Origin of the sequence: Bradyrhizobium ivorense (assembly GCF_900696085.1) — a bacterium.
GTDB lineage: Bacteria > Pseudomonadota > Alphaproteobacteria > Rhizobiales > Xanthobacteraceae > Bradyrhizobium > Bradyrhizobium ivorense.
Genome location: NZ_CAADFC020000016.1, coordinates 1,027,232 through 1,041,991 on the forward strand (window position 1 = coordinate 1,027,232; position 14,760 = coordinate 1,041,991).

A 14,760-nucleotide genomic window follows, 5' to 3' on the forward strand; every position below is an offset into this window, starting at 1 on the left:
CAGCTCGGGCTTAAACTCGCGGCATTGAAAGAATAGACATTGTTCCGCAACTTGTGCGCGTATGCAAGTGTGGGTCGTCAGCCGAGATGTCCGTAGAAGCACGGGCGGCCTCATCATCCCTGGGTCGGAAAATGCTTTGACGGTAGCGGCAGTCTAACGGCTCCCTAAGCGACGACGGCCGCCGTCGCCAGCCAGAGCACCGCCGCAATTATTAGACCCGCCAACCTCAGCTATTGCGTCCATTCCATAATAACGCTCTCGTGGCGCAGGCCATCTTCCCAAGAGAGGAACACTCGATTGATCGCCGCACCAATGCGGAAGACAAATCCAGCAGGCCGATAGAGCGCGTGAGTGAGACGCGTGCCTGCGAGGTCGTGGTCGGCGGCAACCAATGCGAAATGCAGACCCTGTATGTCTAGCGCGATACCAACCAGTTCCTCGCTTCCGGCTTTTAGCAGGGGTGCAATTTGCAAATTATCAGCGCGCATGAACTGTTGGCCAACGCTTCGTGTGAAGTAGAGCCCAAGGGGTCTCTTCCAGTTCGCCACGCTCTCAAGCAACTCGATGATGTGAAGGCGGTCGACAAAGTCTCGATCAATCACCGTGCCATCAATGGCAAAATTGCCGGATACACCGAAGATCGTCAGCGAGCGCAGTATCCAGCGTTCAACATCGTGCCCTGAGATCAGGAACAATAGCCCGCGACCACAGTCATTCGTACCGCACTTCTGAATTGCTTCGAAAAACCTGGCGCCCGCAATATCAATGGGTGACAATAGGCTGTTGTGCCTTGAGCAAAGGCAATTCGCTGTGAGGGCGCCGAAGCCGAGCGTTTTCTTCTGTCCTTTGAGCCAAGGCATTCCGCTCACCTCGATCTCTTTGTCAGCGATTACCTTGAGCACAGCCTCGCTAATCAGATGCTCCCCGGAAACCCGGGTGCCGCACCCTCCCGTTCTTGACATGTAGCAGCGGTCACGACTGCCTGTCACACCCGTGTTGCGCAGGTCAAGAACCGCAGGCTTCTTATGAAAACCTCGTGCCGTCCAGCAGCATTGGCCTGCTGGCAGGCCGCTGCCGCAGATGCACGGTTCGAGCTTTCGCCGTCTCGCCTGTCCCATTGGGTCAGCGCTCAGACCCCCGCTGGTCCCTGTGCAATATCGATAACGTGCCGGTCAGCCCCAACGGTTATGACAATTGTGTACGTCTTGGCCCCGCCGCCCTGATCAGTCGGTGGCGCTAGGTGCAACTGGCCGCCATACCATTCGCCCGACATGAGTGTGTTGTCCTTGATCACGGATTGCTCAAGCGCCGCCATGTTGCGTTGGCCTGCCTCCACCGTCGCAGCGACCATCGCTTCATTTTGAGCCGCTGCATTGCCCTGGGCAATCGCCGCGGCCGTTGGGCTGTAGAAAGTACCGGTGCGACCGTTTGGAGTGGTGTAGCTGCCATACCCAGCTTGCGAAGCGCTGTAGGCGTTGCCCGCTGCCGCTAGACCCGTAATGAGAGCCCTTGCGACTTGACGGTTCTTCTCTTTCTGCATGAGCATTTCATACGTCACGATCTGCATCGAATGATCGGTTCCCTCGACGTGTTGGATCGCTTCGACCTGTGATACCCGGAAATCTATGGGGGCTCTGCCAAGATTGTTGATGCCCACGACGAATACCGGCCGACCGTTGGCTTGAAACTGTCGAGAAGCAGGACGCCACAGGACGAGCGAGTTCTTCTGTCGAGAGACAAGTGCTGGCTGCCCATCCCGCATGAGCGCCTGCTGTTGCGGATTAGAAGTTTTGAACTGAACTGTTTCGCTGTTCGTTACACAGCCGCCCAATGTGATGCAAAGCGCCACGATGCCTAAGCTACGCACGGTATTGCCCCCGCCAGACCAATATGGGATACAACCGCAACCAGAACGTGATATCAATAGGTCGCGTCAACTCACAGCATAGACCTTAGTTGTGTGTATGCGAACGAGCCGTGTCTTGTTGCACCTGGCTGTTTGATCATAAACAACCGTCGCTAAGACGGTTGCGGTTGAGGGAGGATTGCGTTGAAAGAGATTACAGTATTTGCGGTCGTGCTGCTTTGCTCAACGACCTTTGCTGAAGCAAGAGGCGGGGGAGGTCATGGCGGTGGCAGGGTTTCCTATGGAGGAGGCCATCACACGTCCAGTCATGGTGGCTCATATACTGGGGGTTCGGGATCGTCTCACAAAGGCGGCACCTATTCGAACCCGAGCACCGGAAATCAATACGGCACTCACAGGTAGCGTCATCTCACATCCCGGCACCGTTCTGCGATGCCGGGATGATGTAAATACTAGGTATGGTACGTTCGGGCAGTTGGCAGCGCATCTATTTTGGACAGTTGAGCAAAATGCCACGTCTCTGGTGGGGGCGAAATTCTCGTGCGCATCATTCCTTCGAATGACCTATCATCATCGGACCTAATCGTCGATGCCATCTATGAGGGCGGAAGGCATGGGAACGCCGCCGACGATCCAATCTCCAAAATCCTTGAGGGCGTTGGAAACCAGGGCGGGTTTCGCGAAGCTGGGCGCGGCCCGGACAAGAAGTTCGTTGTGCTCTACACCAGTGGTGAGGATAGTGATTGGCCGGACAAATTGGATTTGAGCACCGGCCAATTCATCTATTTTGGCGACAACAAGAAGCCGGGGCATGAGCTGCATAAGACATCTGGCAATCAAATCTTGCGTCGCGCCTTCGAGCTTTTGCACGGTCCTTCGGAGTTGCGCGCAAAGGTGCCACCGTTCTTTATTTTCAAAAAATTCCCCACGACTGCGAGTTCTCGGTCTGTGCAATTTAAGGGACTAGCGGTGCCGGGATTTGCTGGTCTGCCATCGACCGCCGATCTCGTCGCTGTTTGGAAGACGACAAAAGGACAACGCTTTCAGAATTATCGTGCCGTCTTCACCGTGCTGGACGTTCCGGTGATTACGCGCTCGTGGTTGTTGGCGCTGGCTTGTGGAAATGGCTCAGGTGCGGCCTCCGCACCTACGCCGTGGCAAGACTGGGTGAAATCAGGTCAAGCGAAAGCCCTGGCCTCGGAAAATACCACCGCCATTAGAAGCGCTGACCAGCAGCGTCCTGACACCCCGACGAAGACGGCGATATTGCGAGTAATCTTCCAATATTTCGAGCCGGCACCGGTTGCCTTCGAGGCCTTTGCCGCTCGAGTGTTTCAAATGCACGATCCGAGAGTCATCATCGACACCATCACGCGAGGAAGCGTGGACGGAGGTCGTGACGCAATCGGTCGATACCTTTTGGGCCTTACGGACGATCCGGTCTACGCCGAATTCTCGCTTGAGGCTAAATGCTACCAACCGGCGTTCGACGGGGAGACGGGCAACACTGTAGGGGTTCGAGAGGTCTCCCGTCTGATTTCGAGGATCCGCCACCGACAGTTCGGAGTCCTAGTAACCACCTCTGTGGTTGCGCCCCAGGCCTATGAGGAGGTACGCGAAGATCGACACCCGATCATTTTCTTAAGCGGCAAGGATATTGCAGACATTCTAGTCGCCAATGGATTCAATACGCCAGAGTTGGTGAGTTCTCTCCTAACTACAGAATTCCCACTGACCTGAAGTGTCTCATGGCAGGTCCAGCGAGCGTGGCCGTATCGACGGCGCTTGATCATACGTTGCGCTAGCGAGAGGGGCAGCCGTGAGCGACGCAAGCCTTGTTTACCAAAGTAATTGGGGGCGCGGTTTGAGACGCACTCAAATCTTTCTCGAGAATACCGCCCGAACCAGGTATCATGCCGACTCGCAAGCCCCTCCAGGGGCCAATTATCGGTGATCAAAGGCAGGGCGCTTTGAGGGTTGTTGGTCTATTTGCGGGTATCGGCGGACTAGAACTGGGCCTGAAGGCTGCCGGGCATAGTGTGGAGATTGTTGCTGAGAACGATCCCGTCGCCAGCTTGGTGCTGGCCCGACGCTTTCCGGATGTGGTGAACCTCGGTGACATCACTCGGATCGGGAAGCTGCCCGAATGCGACGTTCTGGCTTGTGGATTTCCTTGCCAGGATCTCAGCCCAGCGGGCGGCACAGCCGGCATCCATGGCCCGAAGTCGGGCCTCGTGTCTCACGTCCTTCACCTCGTTCATGCCGCCCGTCGCAAACCGAAATGGATGTGCTTCGAGAATGTGCCGTTCCTGCTCTCCCTCAAGCGAGGTGCAGGCATGCGCTATCTGACGCGGAAGATCGAGGAGGCTGGCTATACGTGGGCCTATCGTGTCATCGATAGCCGAGCCTTCGGTTTAGCGCAAAGACGCCGTCGAATCTTCCTCCTTGCGTCGCGCGTCGAGGATCCTTCCGAATTTCTTTTCTCGGATGTCGGTGCATCGCGCGAGCCAGAGTGGGTGCCAGACACGCCTTGTGGGTTCTATTGGACGGAAGGCAATCGAGGTGTGGGCTGGGCGGTCGATGCCACGCCGCCGTTGAAGGGAACATCGGGCGTGGGCATTGCGTCGCCGCCAGCGATTTGGCGGTCAGGCAGCCGTGATTTCGTTACGCCGACCATCGAGGACGCAGAAGCACTCCAGGGTTTCCGACGTGGCTGGACGGCATTTAGCTCGGAAGAAGCCGTTGCCGATCGGTTACGGTGGCGCCTCGTCGGGAACGCTGTCAGCGTGCCAGCAGCCGGATGGGTAGGGCGGATTCTCGCTGGGCAGTCTGTACAAAGGCGCCCCGAAGCGAAAGAGCTTGATGCGGCACATCCCTGGCCCATAGCAGGTTACGGCGGAAAAAACCGGCGGTGTAAGGTGGAGGTGTCGGAGTGGCCTGGTCGTAAGGCATATGTAGGTTTATCGGAATTCCTCTCCGACGCGGCGCCGCCCCTATCACTGCGGGCCGCGAGCGGTTTTCTTAGTAGGCTTGAGAGGAGTGGGCTTCGTGTCCCGCCGGAATTCACCCGCGATCTCAGGGACTTCGTCGCACGCCAAGGTGCGACTGCAAACGGATGGGGGGACGAGCGCGCGGATGAGCCGAACGCGCGGGCGAGACAATCCGCAGGAAAGAGCTCTGCGGTCAGCTCTGTTTCGTGAAGGCCTTCGCTTTCGTGTCCATTACCGCGTTCCAGGAGTCACACGACGTTCGATCGATGTGGCCTTCGTAGGATCTCGTCTGGCGGTGTTCCTGGACGGCTGTTTTTGGCATGGCTGTCCTCAGCACGCGACGTGGCCTGCGAGAAATGCGGACTTCTGGCGGCAGAAAATAAAGGCTAACCGCGAACGTGATCGCGAAACGGATGCGCTCCTAGCGGCCGCTGGTTGGCGCGTTATTCGGATCTGGGAGCATGAGGATACCGATGCGGCCGTAGCCCGCATTCGCGATGTAGCCAAAGGAAGCCGTTGACGATCGGATTCGGCGAAGGAATCATCCGCTGCAAGCAATGGGTGAGTCGGGGGCGACGTGTTTGAGGCGGGTTTCCCCATACTTCCTGGAGCCGTGGCGATGGTTCAGATCGGTAAGGCGTAAGTAGGGGATCTCACGTCAAGCATGTCATGTGCTTGAGGCCCCCGTATCCGCAACAATTCCGGCCTGACAAGTGGACACCCTAAGAGGGGGTCGGAATGAGTGATTGGCGAAGCTGGCAGCTTCCGGAGTGGAACGAACGCCTTGTCGTGCATTTCTTCGGTCGTCGCCCGGGGGAGGACGCCCCTGTCGTCGCCCTTCTCACGACACCTGAGGAACTGGCCCTTGTCACCGGAGACGCGACAGCAGACCCGTCAGACGTCAGGGACAGTTTCATCGCCCGGCTACGCGAAGCGATTGGTCCGAACCGCAGTCTCTTCGACGATGCTGCGAACTATCAGCATTGGCCGAAACCGCCGCCACCAGAACGCGTGCCGAGGTTCGTGTCCCACCTGATCTTCTCTTGCATCGCAGCGTCTGAGTCCTCAGAGGAGTTGGCGAGCGAGGGATCGTACTTGTTGCGCTTGCGTGAGCTGGCCGGAGGCACGCTGCCAGATTACACGCTGCAATGGCTGCCAACGCTATGGGGGAATCTTGCGGCCTGGCTTGCTGCGAATGCTCGGCACTTCAGGGCGCTGAGATTGCCGCATCCAGGCGGCTACACCCGGATCGGTCATTCGGTGAAGCTCGCCTTTCCCGATCGGCGCGATCAGCGAGTGTTGTCCGAAATTCTCGACCGAGCTGGTCTACAGGGGCATGAGCCTCCGGTCGGTAAGGTGATTGCGCTGGTAGCTGCTTCGCGTGGCCGGTTTCGGCAAGCGTTCCAGCAAGCCTTCGACGATTTTCGAAGCGGTTTCGCGAATGGGGCGCGCCACGCGAGAGAGACACTTGAGCATCGCTTCTGGTCGGCAGTGCGGGACGCCGCGCTGCGTGGGCGTGGCTCGGCAGTTGTTGAAGAAGGCAAGGATGCAGCACTGTTACAACTGCTTTGCGAAGAGCAGGATGATAAACTCCACCTATTCCTTGTAACGGATGAGGCGATGTCCGAAGGCCGGTTTCGGACCGCAGAATTGCCTGTGACGTTTGATCGATGGCGCTACGCCGTGATCGAGAACAAGGAAGTGGCAGATGCGCCCGAAGCCGCGTACGCGACCGCGCGTGACGTGCTCACCGGCCGCATTGCGATCCCACGCCTCAGCAGCCTCGTTGCGCAAGGTCTCGTGACATTGGTGGAGGGTGTCCACGGCTGCCTCGAATTGGGGGGACCGGAGCACCTGGAGCAGTCAAGGACCGTTCTTGCGCGCGAGGAGCGGGCAAAGGCTCTGATCACTCTCTTCGGCAAAGGGCGCGTGCGATCCAACCCATCAGTGTACCGCGGGTGGGTCGAGTTGCGAGACCTGGAGCTTCGCCGCCTTTCAGCCGAGACGCTGGAGGAGACGGCGCTGGTCGGGTGCTGGCAGCTTTATGATTCGATCGTAAGGCCATTCGCGCGATTGCAGGGCGGGGTGAGGGCGGATGACGGATGGCTAGGCCTGCGCGAGATCCTCCCCCGCATTACGGCGCCCGGCGCCAGTGCGGTCGTGATGACCGGTGTCGACGGTAGGCACGAGGCACTTGGAAAGGATGAAGAAGGCGCCTGGCAACTGCCTTCCCGCGATCTTGAGGGAGAGTTCCAATTCGAAATCGGCCTGGAGGAAGGCGGAACAGTTGGCTTGTCGGCCCGCTTCAATCGCGTGGTCGCTGGCCAGGATGTCCGCCTGCCCGACGAGCTGAATGCTTGGATCCTAGAGGGATTGGGTGGGACGACGACCTTAGCGGGAACCGCGCCGCTTCGCGAGAACCCAAGCGCTGAGTCAGCTCCGGCAGCCGACCTCACATTTCATCTTGGCCCGGTCGTGGGCCAATTCCTCGATGGACCTGAGGAGGCAGCTTGGTCTGTAACACGATTTGCTGGCAAAGCGATGGGAGCGCGATGCCGACCCGATCTTGCGGAGACGTCGGGAATCGCACGCGTATCCGACATTTCGGCTCGGCGGAGGTGGCGTCAACTACTGTTCAACTGCCGGCCGGATCCCTCGGATGAAGGTTTCAATCCTGCGAGGAGCCGAATCCGTCAGAGCGTGATCTCAACGGAATTACCGACCGCCGAAGGCATTGTGTCTTCGGCCCAGGCTGCGGCGCCGCGAGACTTGACCGTCGCTGCGGAGGTTGAGCGCCTGCTTGCGATTGCGGCGGCACGCGCTGGCGGACGTACGGGAATTCCCTTCCGGGAATGGTCCGGCCATGTGGAGCGGGTCATGGGGCTGTCGCGCGAGCGGATGCGCGCGCTCACGCGCAGCTGGGCCGAGGCAGGAATCTTGGACATCGCCTTCTATGCCCGCTGGCGGCATTGCAGCGTGTTCGCACGCGCCCCTACTCTCGTTGGATTTCGAACTGAGCGAGGCTTCGGGGCGACAATTCTTGGACTTTTGCTGCCGACCACGCGACGCAGCGTGCGGCTGGCCGCTGAGCAGGCGGGAGTGGCGATCGAAGAACGTGCCCACGTCACTGCGCAAGCGCCTGCCATCGTGACCATGCGCTGCAGCCGGCAAGAGCAACTTGAAGCAATCTCGACGCGTGCGGGCGTTCCCCTACGGTGGCTGGAGTTCGAATTCGCGCGTTATGCCGAACAAAGTCGGCACGATGGATTTGGACCAGCACCACAGAATTACGACGAGCGCACGCCTTGGACGAGGTGGTCGTTGGGTGCTGGGCTCGATACGAGTGAAATATCATTCACACATTACGTCCGCGCCGGCTGCCCAGACTATTGGCACTTGGAGGCCGGAGATCGTTCAGTGTGGTCGTTCGACCTCAACACGGCTCGCCTTTGGGGGCTCGCAATGTTGGGGCAAAAGCCTTTCGCCGAAGCAGATGGCGCGAAGCTGATTGCTGAACAAGCCTACCTCCCCTTGCCCATGGCGCGTTGCTTGGTAATCGTCAATGGTACCGCCCCTGGCGTCGCTGAGGATGGCCGATACAGCTATCCGTGCGCGTCAACAGCGCTGAGCAGAAACATATTGAGCGTTCTTGAGAGAATTTTCGATCCGCAACGCCTTCATCGGCATGCGCAAGTTATGATGGGATGAACTATGTACGATCCGATCGGCTGCTTTCTGAGAGTGCGCGAGTTGTACGCCACGTACCTCGACACCGCCTTTCGCATTGGCGATCCAATGATCAGCGCCGAACGCAGAGCCTTGATCGAGCGTCCAGGAACCCTGTGCACGGATCCGCTTCTCGAGCCGCTGCCGCGTTACCGCACCACCCCATGGAAACTGGGCGAACTCGTCGACCGCGAAGGGGATGAACAGGTCCTTGATCATTTCACGCGTAACGAGCGCGAAGTATTCGTTCGGCTGGTCGCTTCGGGGCTCTTCGATAGTGCCGATGTTGAGCTCTACCTTCACCAAGCGAAAATGCTTTACCGCGGCAGTAGGAACGCGCAACCTGGAATCGTGACCTCTGGCACCGGGTCGGGAAAGACCGAGTCCTTCCTGTTGCCGGTACTCGCAAGCATCTCACGTGAAGCACTGCGCTGGGAAGCGCCACAGGCTGGATACTTGACCCGTCGGTGGTGGCAGGATGCGAATGGGCGAAGCTACGAGAGCTACGGTGGCGAGGGCGGAATTCCGAAGCAGCGTCGCCCATTGAAGCGCAATCCCGCCGCCGATCCATTCGTGGGGCATCGTGCTGGTGAGCGGCGCGAGGCAGCCGTGCGTTGTTTGATCCTCTATCCGATGAATGCGCTGGTCGAGGATCAGCTGGCCCGCTTGCGCAAGGCGCTCGATTCGACTCCTGCGCGCGAAGTCATGGCGCAAAGCCTCAACGGCAATCGCATTTTCTTCGGTCGTTATACGAGCGATACCCCGGTCACAGGTTTCAACGTCCACCCTCGCAAGGCGGCCGAAGATGATTGGCAGCGTCGCGCTCGTCAACTCGGCAAGCTATTTGCCGAGATGGTCGATTTTGAGCGCACGCAACGCTACGTGGAGACGTTGGTTACGCGCGGCGAAGCGGAGCCGGACGACCGTTATCTTTTTCCATCGGTCGATGGAGCAGAGCTGCTCTCGCGATGGGACATGCAGACCTCACCTCCCGATCTACTTATCACCAACGTCAGCATGCTGGGAGCTATGCTTAATCGTGAGGTCGATGCGCCAATCTTCGATCGGACGCGCCGATGGCTACAGTCGGAAGATTCATATTTTTACCTGGTCTTGGATGAGCTGCATTTGCAGCGAGGCGCGGCGGGTACGGAGGTGGCATATCTCATTCGGACCCTTCTCGCGCGTCTGGGGCTCACGGAGCCGGCGCATCGGCATAAGCTTCGCATTCTAGCCTCGAGCGCCTCGTTGCCCACAGATGGCGAGGAAGGAACGAGGAGCCTCGCGTATCTCTGGGACATGTTCGGACGCTATAGTACATACACCGCAAACGGAAATGGTGTCGCGGACAGGAGGGGCTGGCGTTCGGCGATCGTCACGGGCGAAACCGAGGCCGAGCGGCCGCTTGGTACGGAGCCGTTGGTACCCGAGCCTTTCATTGCCTTCGTCGAAGCGCACGGAGGTACGAATACCGAACCGGCCTGCGCTGGAGACGTTCCGCTTCTCGAAGCGCCATGGCGGGACGTTGCGGCCGGATTGGGTGTGGTGTCAGAAGGGCCGCTTGTAGATTTGGTGCGGGCCTGCGTAGAGGAGGCGGGGCGCAGGCTCGCACTGGCCTGCTGGTCGCAGGAAGACAGGCGGGTCAGAGCCACGGAATGGTCCGTCTTGAGCAGCACACTGTTTGGGGGAAACAGCGATCGGGAGCGCGGTGCAGTACGGGGCTTGATGCTGATCCGTGGTCTTGGAGACGCGTTCGGACGATGGTTTGGGGAAGTCGCTCCAGGAGCTCGCGCGCCTTCCTTCCGATTGCACACGTTCTTCCGCAGCATCGAAGGGCTTTATGCTCCGCTGGATCGCGGCGCTGGCGTCGCACCGGCCTTTCGCTCGGAGAGCCGCGTAGCTGGCAGCCTGTCGATCGAGCGCACGGTCAGCGAAGAGCCTGTTGGCCGCGAACGTGAGGCACTGCCGCTGCGGTTGTTCGAGATGCTGTACTGCGAATGCTGTGGCGAGATGTTCGTCGGTGGCATGCGTCGTCGCCGCGGCAACAACGAATTCGAACTGCTGCCGAGCGATGCGGATCTGGACGGGCTACCCGATAGCGCAGTCAGTCAGCGATTTGAGGATCTGTCGTTCAACCAGTATGCCGTATTCTGGCCAACAGCCCGGAGTGAACTGCCCAAGGTAGCCGACTATCGCGGCAACTCGCCGGAAGGCTGGGCGGCAGCCAGGCTCGATCCTGCGACCGGTGTGGCTCGGACGATCGGTATCAATAGGCAAGCAGCACGGGACACCGATATTCTGGGCTGGTTGTTCACACGACGAGAGGGGGCTGATCGGCATCAGCGGAGCAATACACGCGCTGGCACGAACGTGCCGTACCAATGCCCGAATTGTGAGACGGACTATTCACCGCGTCGCATCGAGACCAGTGCAAGACTTTCGCCGCTTCGACACTTTCGGACAGGCTTTGCAAAGACGACGCAACTCCTCGCCAGCGAAGTATTCGATCTTCTCAAACTGCATGCCGAGAGCCCTAAGCTGGTATCGTTCTCGGACAGCCGTCAGGACGCTGCCAAAGCGGCGCTCGACGTGGAAAGCCGGCATCACGAGGATTTGCGGCGCGATCTGGTAATCACGCAACTCCAGGCCGTTCTACGCGGTCGGCCGTCTACCGAAGCGATTGACACGCAGCTTCGGGAGCTGCGCGCTCAACGCCGTCTCGCCGAGGACAACAATGACCTTCCTACCGAGGAGAGGATCAGCGAGCAGATCAGTGCGTTGAACAGCGCGCGAGCAGGTGTCGGCGAAGATAGCGTCCTTATCAGTGACATCCTTGAGAATGCACGGACCGTGGCGCAGTATTCTGGCGCACGCGGGATACGCCAGTCGCTAAAACCATTGATCCGCGCCTTTGTTGAGCTTGGAGTCCACCCCACTGACCCTGCCGGAACGCGGCCGATTGCGGCGGAGGCGGACCGAGAGACTCGCTGGTTCGAGTGGAACGAGCTGTTCGAGTCTCACGACGCGGGGTTCGATTGGCGGGATGACGTTCAGCAGCAACAATGGCTGAACCAGGCCCGGCGGCTTGTCGTCGAGGATACGCAGAAGCTCGTCACGGAAATCCTGGTGAGCCGCACATACTTTTCCATTGAGGAAGCTGGTCTCGGGCATCTATGCATGCCGCGCCAGATTTTCGGCGGCGATGAGAGCGCGTACGCACTGCATTCGGCTTTTCTGCGTGTCTTTGCCGATGCCTATCGACTGCTTGATAGTCCTTACGATCGCACCCCTAACCCGTGGACGGATGAGAACCAGATCGAGCAAAGCAGCCGTGTGCTGAAGTTTGCAACCAGCCTTTGGGGAGACCAGGCCCGGGCACGGTTGCGTGACGTGCTGCAGAGGCTTTCGCAAGCTGGTCATCAGCACGGGTTGCTCACGACCTCGGCCCTGCGCGTCAAGCTGGTGGACCCGTCTGATCCATTCTGGCGATGCGGAAAATGCGCGCGTGTGCATTTGCATCGAGGGGCTGAGATATGCACGCGCTGCTTCGATCCCCTCCCTCAGGAGCCTAACGGCCGGGTGATCGACGTCGTGGAGCGGAACTTTTTGGCCAAGCGGCTAATCCGCAACGGTGCACAACCATTCCGGTTGCATTGCGAGGAGTTGACCGGCCAGACCGACAATGGCGCAGAACGTCAGCGAAAGTTTCGAGGGATTTTGTTTCCCGCCGTAAGGCCTGCTCGGGATGCGAACGGCCAGCGAATCCTCGACGAAGATGGGCAGGAAGTTCTGGTTCGCGACGACAGGTCCTTCCTACGGCAACGGGAAGAGATCGACGTTCTGGCGGTCACTACGACAATGGAGGTCGGAATTGACATCGGACCATTGCAGGCCGTGCTGCAGGCCAATATGCCGCCGCAAAGGTTCAACTACCAGCAACGGGTCGGGCGTGCTGGCCGAAGGCGTCAGGCGTATTCGATGGTGCTGACGGTATGCCGAACGAAAAGCCACGACCTCTATTACTTCCGTGAGCCCCGGAGGATCACCGGTGACGTACCACCCCCTCCATTCTTGACGCGTGGCATGCCGAACATCGCGCGTCGCTTTTTGAGGAAGTGGTGGCTGAACGCGGCGTTCGGGCGTCTTCGCGACGAACATCCAACCAATTGGCCAGCAGACGACATGCGTCCACCTGACATCCACGGTGAGTTCATGGAGACGAGCGTGTATTTCGCCGAAGACTGGCGTGATCGTTTGCGAAACGCTTTGATCACGGAGGAGGCGTCGGCACGTGCTTTCGCAGAGCTTGTGTGTCAGGATTCTCCCTTGAATTCGCAGGCGGTGTGGATGAGCCCTGATCGGCTCGTGCAGGAGATTGACGCCTTGGAGTGCCGCCCGGAGTCGAGGCGCTATGGTCTCGCGCATTCGCTGGCCGAGCAGGGCGATCTGCCATTGTATGGTATGCCGACGCGAGTCCGCGACTTGTATGTCAGCCATCGTTTCTCTAGCTCGACACGCGAGCGCGAATGGACCACGATCGACCGCGATCTCGATCTGGCTGTCTTCGAATTCGCGCCCGGTTCGATCATTGTGAAGGACAAGCGAGAGAACGTCTGTATCGGCTTCACGGGGCGACTTGGAAGCTTCGGCCTTAGGCGACCAAATTCACCGAATCCAATGCATGTGCCGCTGATGTCCGAGGCACTTGGGCCCACTTTCTGGATGCTTGAATGCGAGAACTGTGGGTCATGGTACCGGCACGAAGCCAGGCCCGAGGAGGGACTGGCCGATTGTGGATCTTGCGGACATCCGCTTTCCCCAGACCGTTCGTCACCATGCCGCGAGCCGCTCGGATTCCGTACCAACTTCCGACCGTCACCTGACGTGGAGAGCGATGGGCCGAGCGGACGGCATCGATCGATTCAGTCGGAGGCGGGCGCACTTGCGTTGGCGCAATCGCCTGGTTCGAATCTATCTTACCAGGTGGGCGAACAGATCAAAACGTATCGGCTCAACCGGGGCGGCCTCGATCCCGATACACCAGGCCGATGGAAGGGATTCAGTGCGGCGGCGGGCGAAGAGCGGCTCAGCCGGCGCGGTCAGGAGGCGTTTCTGGATTCGCAATGGATCGCCGATGAGTTCATCGGTGATGCAGCGGGGCCAAGCGATTTCACGGCGTATACTGGCGATCAGGAGCGCCGGATCGATTCTGTTTGGCTCGCCGCGCCGAAAACGACAGACGCACTTTACATCGCGCCGGCCCAAATGCCTCGCGGCCTCAGTCTGGAGCGAGTGGTTGGGCGCCGTAACTTGGACGGCGTGGTGGGCAGAGACGTCCTTGAGGCACTCTCATCAACGAGCGTACGCGCCGCAGCACTTTCGGCGACGTTTATTCTAGTGAACAAGGCGGCGCTGGAGCTCGACATCGATCCCGAGGAGTTCGACGTCATCGAGCCTAGGATGTTTCGGCCTGCGGGTGGCGCGGCCCTGCCCGTGCTGCAAATCGCGGACCACCTGGTGAATGGTGCAGGCTTTAGCAATGCGCTGGGAACACCACAGCCGGAATCGGGTGCGGCGCTGGTCGCATCGCTGTTGCGGCAAGCAGTGACCGATGAAAGCGACTATCCGCTCAATGCTTTCATCCGCGACAATCATGAGCACGCCTGCGAACAGTCCTGTTACCGGTGCTTGCTCCGGTACCGCAACCAGCCATTTCATGGCTTGCTGGATTGGCGACTCGGCTTGTCTTTCCTTGAAGCGCTCAATCGCCTTGATTTCCGATGCGGTCTCGACGGGCGGTTCGAGGGGCTAGCCCTGAGGATGTGGCCTGAGTTGGTTGAGCGGGATCTGCAGCGCCTTCGGCGACAGTTCAGCACGGCAGAAGTGCGCGAGATCGGAGCGCTACGGGCGGTACGGTTCGATGGGAATACACGCTGGGGCGTGATCGCGCATCCGCTATGGGATCCTGAGGCGCTTGACGGGGTGCTCGGAGATGCGGTGGCCCAACTGGGTAGCGAACCATTCACGATCATCGATTCCTTCAATCTGGCGAGGCGGCCGGTGACAATCCGGCGAGCGCTGCTCGACTGGACTTGAACATGCAAGCGCTACCTGAAGCGCTGCGATCAATCGATGTGCCAAATCGGCTGGCAGCATCTCTGCTGGGTGGTTGGAGCG

Annotated in this window: 7 protein-coding genes; 5 read left to right on the forward strand and 2 right to left on the reverse strand. The window is 59.5% G+C overall.

The window, feature by feature from the left end; all coding sequences use genetic code 11:
- Nucleotides 1-230: 230 nt before the first annotated feature.
- Together CI41S_RS24750 and CI41S_RS24755 are read right to left on the reverse strand one after the other, a co-directional pair.
- On the reverse strand, nt 231-962 hold the full coding sequence (locus tag CI41S_RS24750; RefSeq protein WP_139861947.1) for a hypothetical protein: 732 nt from the start codon (nt 960-962) through the stop codon (nt 231-233).
- Between the two features lie 167 nt (nt 963-1,129).
- Nucleotides 1,130-1,867 (reverse strand): hypothetical protein, encoded by a 738-nt coding sequence (locus tag CI41S_RS24755; RefSeq protein WP_139861948.1) that lies wholly within the window; start codon nt 1,865-1,867, stop codon nt 1,130-1,132.
- A gap of 540 nt (nt 1,868-2,407) precedes the next feature.
- On the opposite strand from CI41S_RS24755, the gene CI41S_RS24765 reads away from it, so the two are divergent.
- The 5 genes from CI41S_RS24765 (at nt 2,408) to CI41S_RS24785 (ending at nt 14,679) form a co-directional block, all read left to right on the forward strand.
- On the forward strand, nt 2,408-3,607 hold the full coding sequence (locus CI41S_RS24765) for a restriction endonuclease (RefSeq protein WP_139861950.1): 1,200 nt from the start codon (nt 2,408-2,410) through the stop codon (nt 3,605-3,607).
- Between the two features lie 173 nt (nt 3,608-3,780).
- Nucleotides 3,781-5,067 (forward strand): DNA cytosine methyltransferase, encoded by a 1,287-nt coding sequence (locus tag CI41S_RS24770; protein ID WP_139861951.1) that lies wholly within the window; start codon nt 3,781-3,783, stop codon nt 5,065-5,067.
- Nucleotides 5,003-5,377 (forward strand): very short patch repair endonuclease, encoded by a 375-nt coding sequence (locus tag CI41S_RS24775; RefSeq protein WP_139861952.1) that lies wholly within the window; start codon nt 5,003-5,005, stop codon nt 5,375-5,377. The genes CI41S_RS24770 and CI41S_RS24775 overlap by 65 nt, the downstream gene beginning before the upstream one ends.
- A 218-nt stretch (nt 5,378-5,595) precedes the next feature.
- A complete protein-coding gene (locus tag CI41S_RS24780; protein ID WP_139861953.1) occupies nt 5,596-8,565 on the forward strand; it encodes a hypothetical protein in 2,970 nt (989 codons plus the stop codon).
- Between the two features lie 3 nt (nt 8,566-8,568).
- Nucleotides 8,569-14,679 (forward strand): DEAD/DEAH box helicase, encoded by a 6,111-nt coding sequence (locus CI41S_RS24785; RefSeq protein ID WP_139861954.1) that lies wholly within the window; start codon nt 8,569-8,571, stop codon nt 14,677-14,679.
- Nucleotides 14,680-14,760 lie beyond the last annotated feature (81 nt).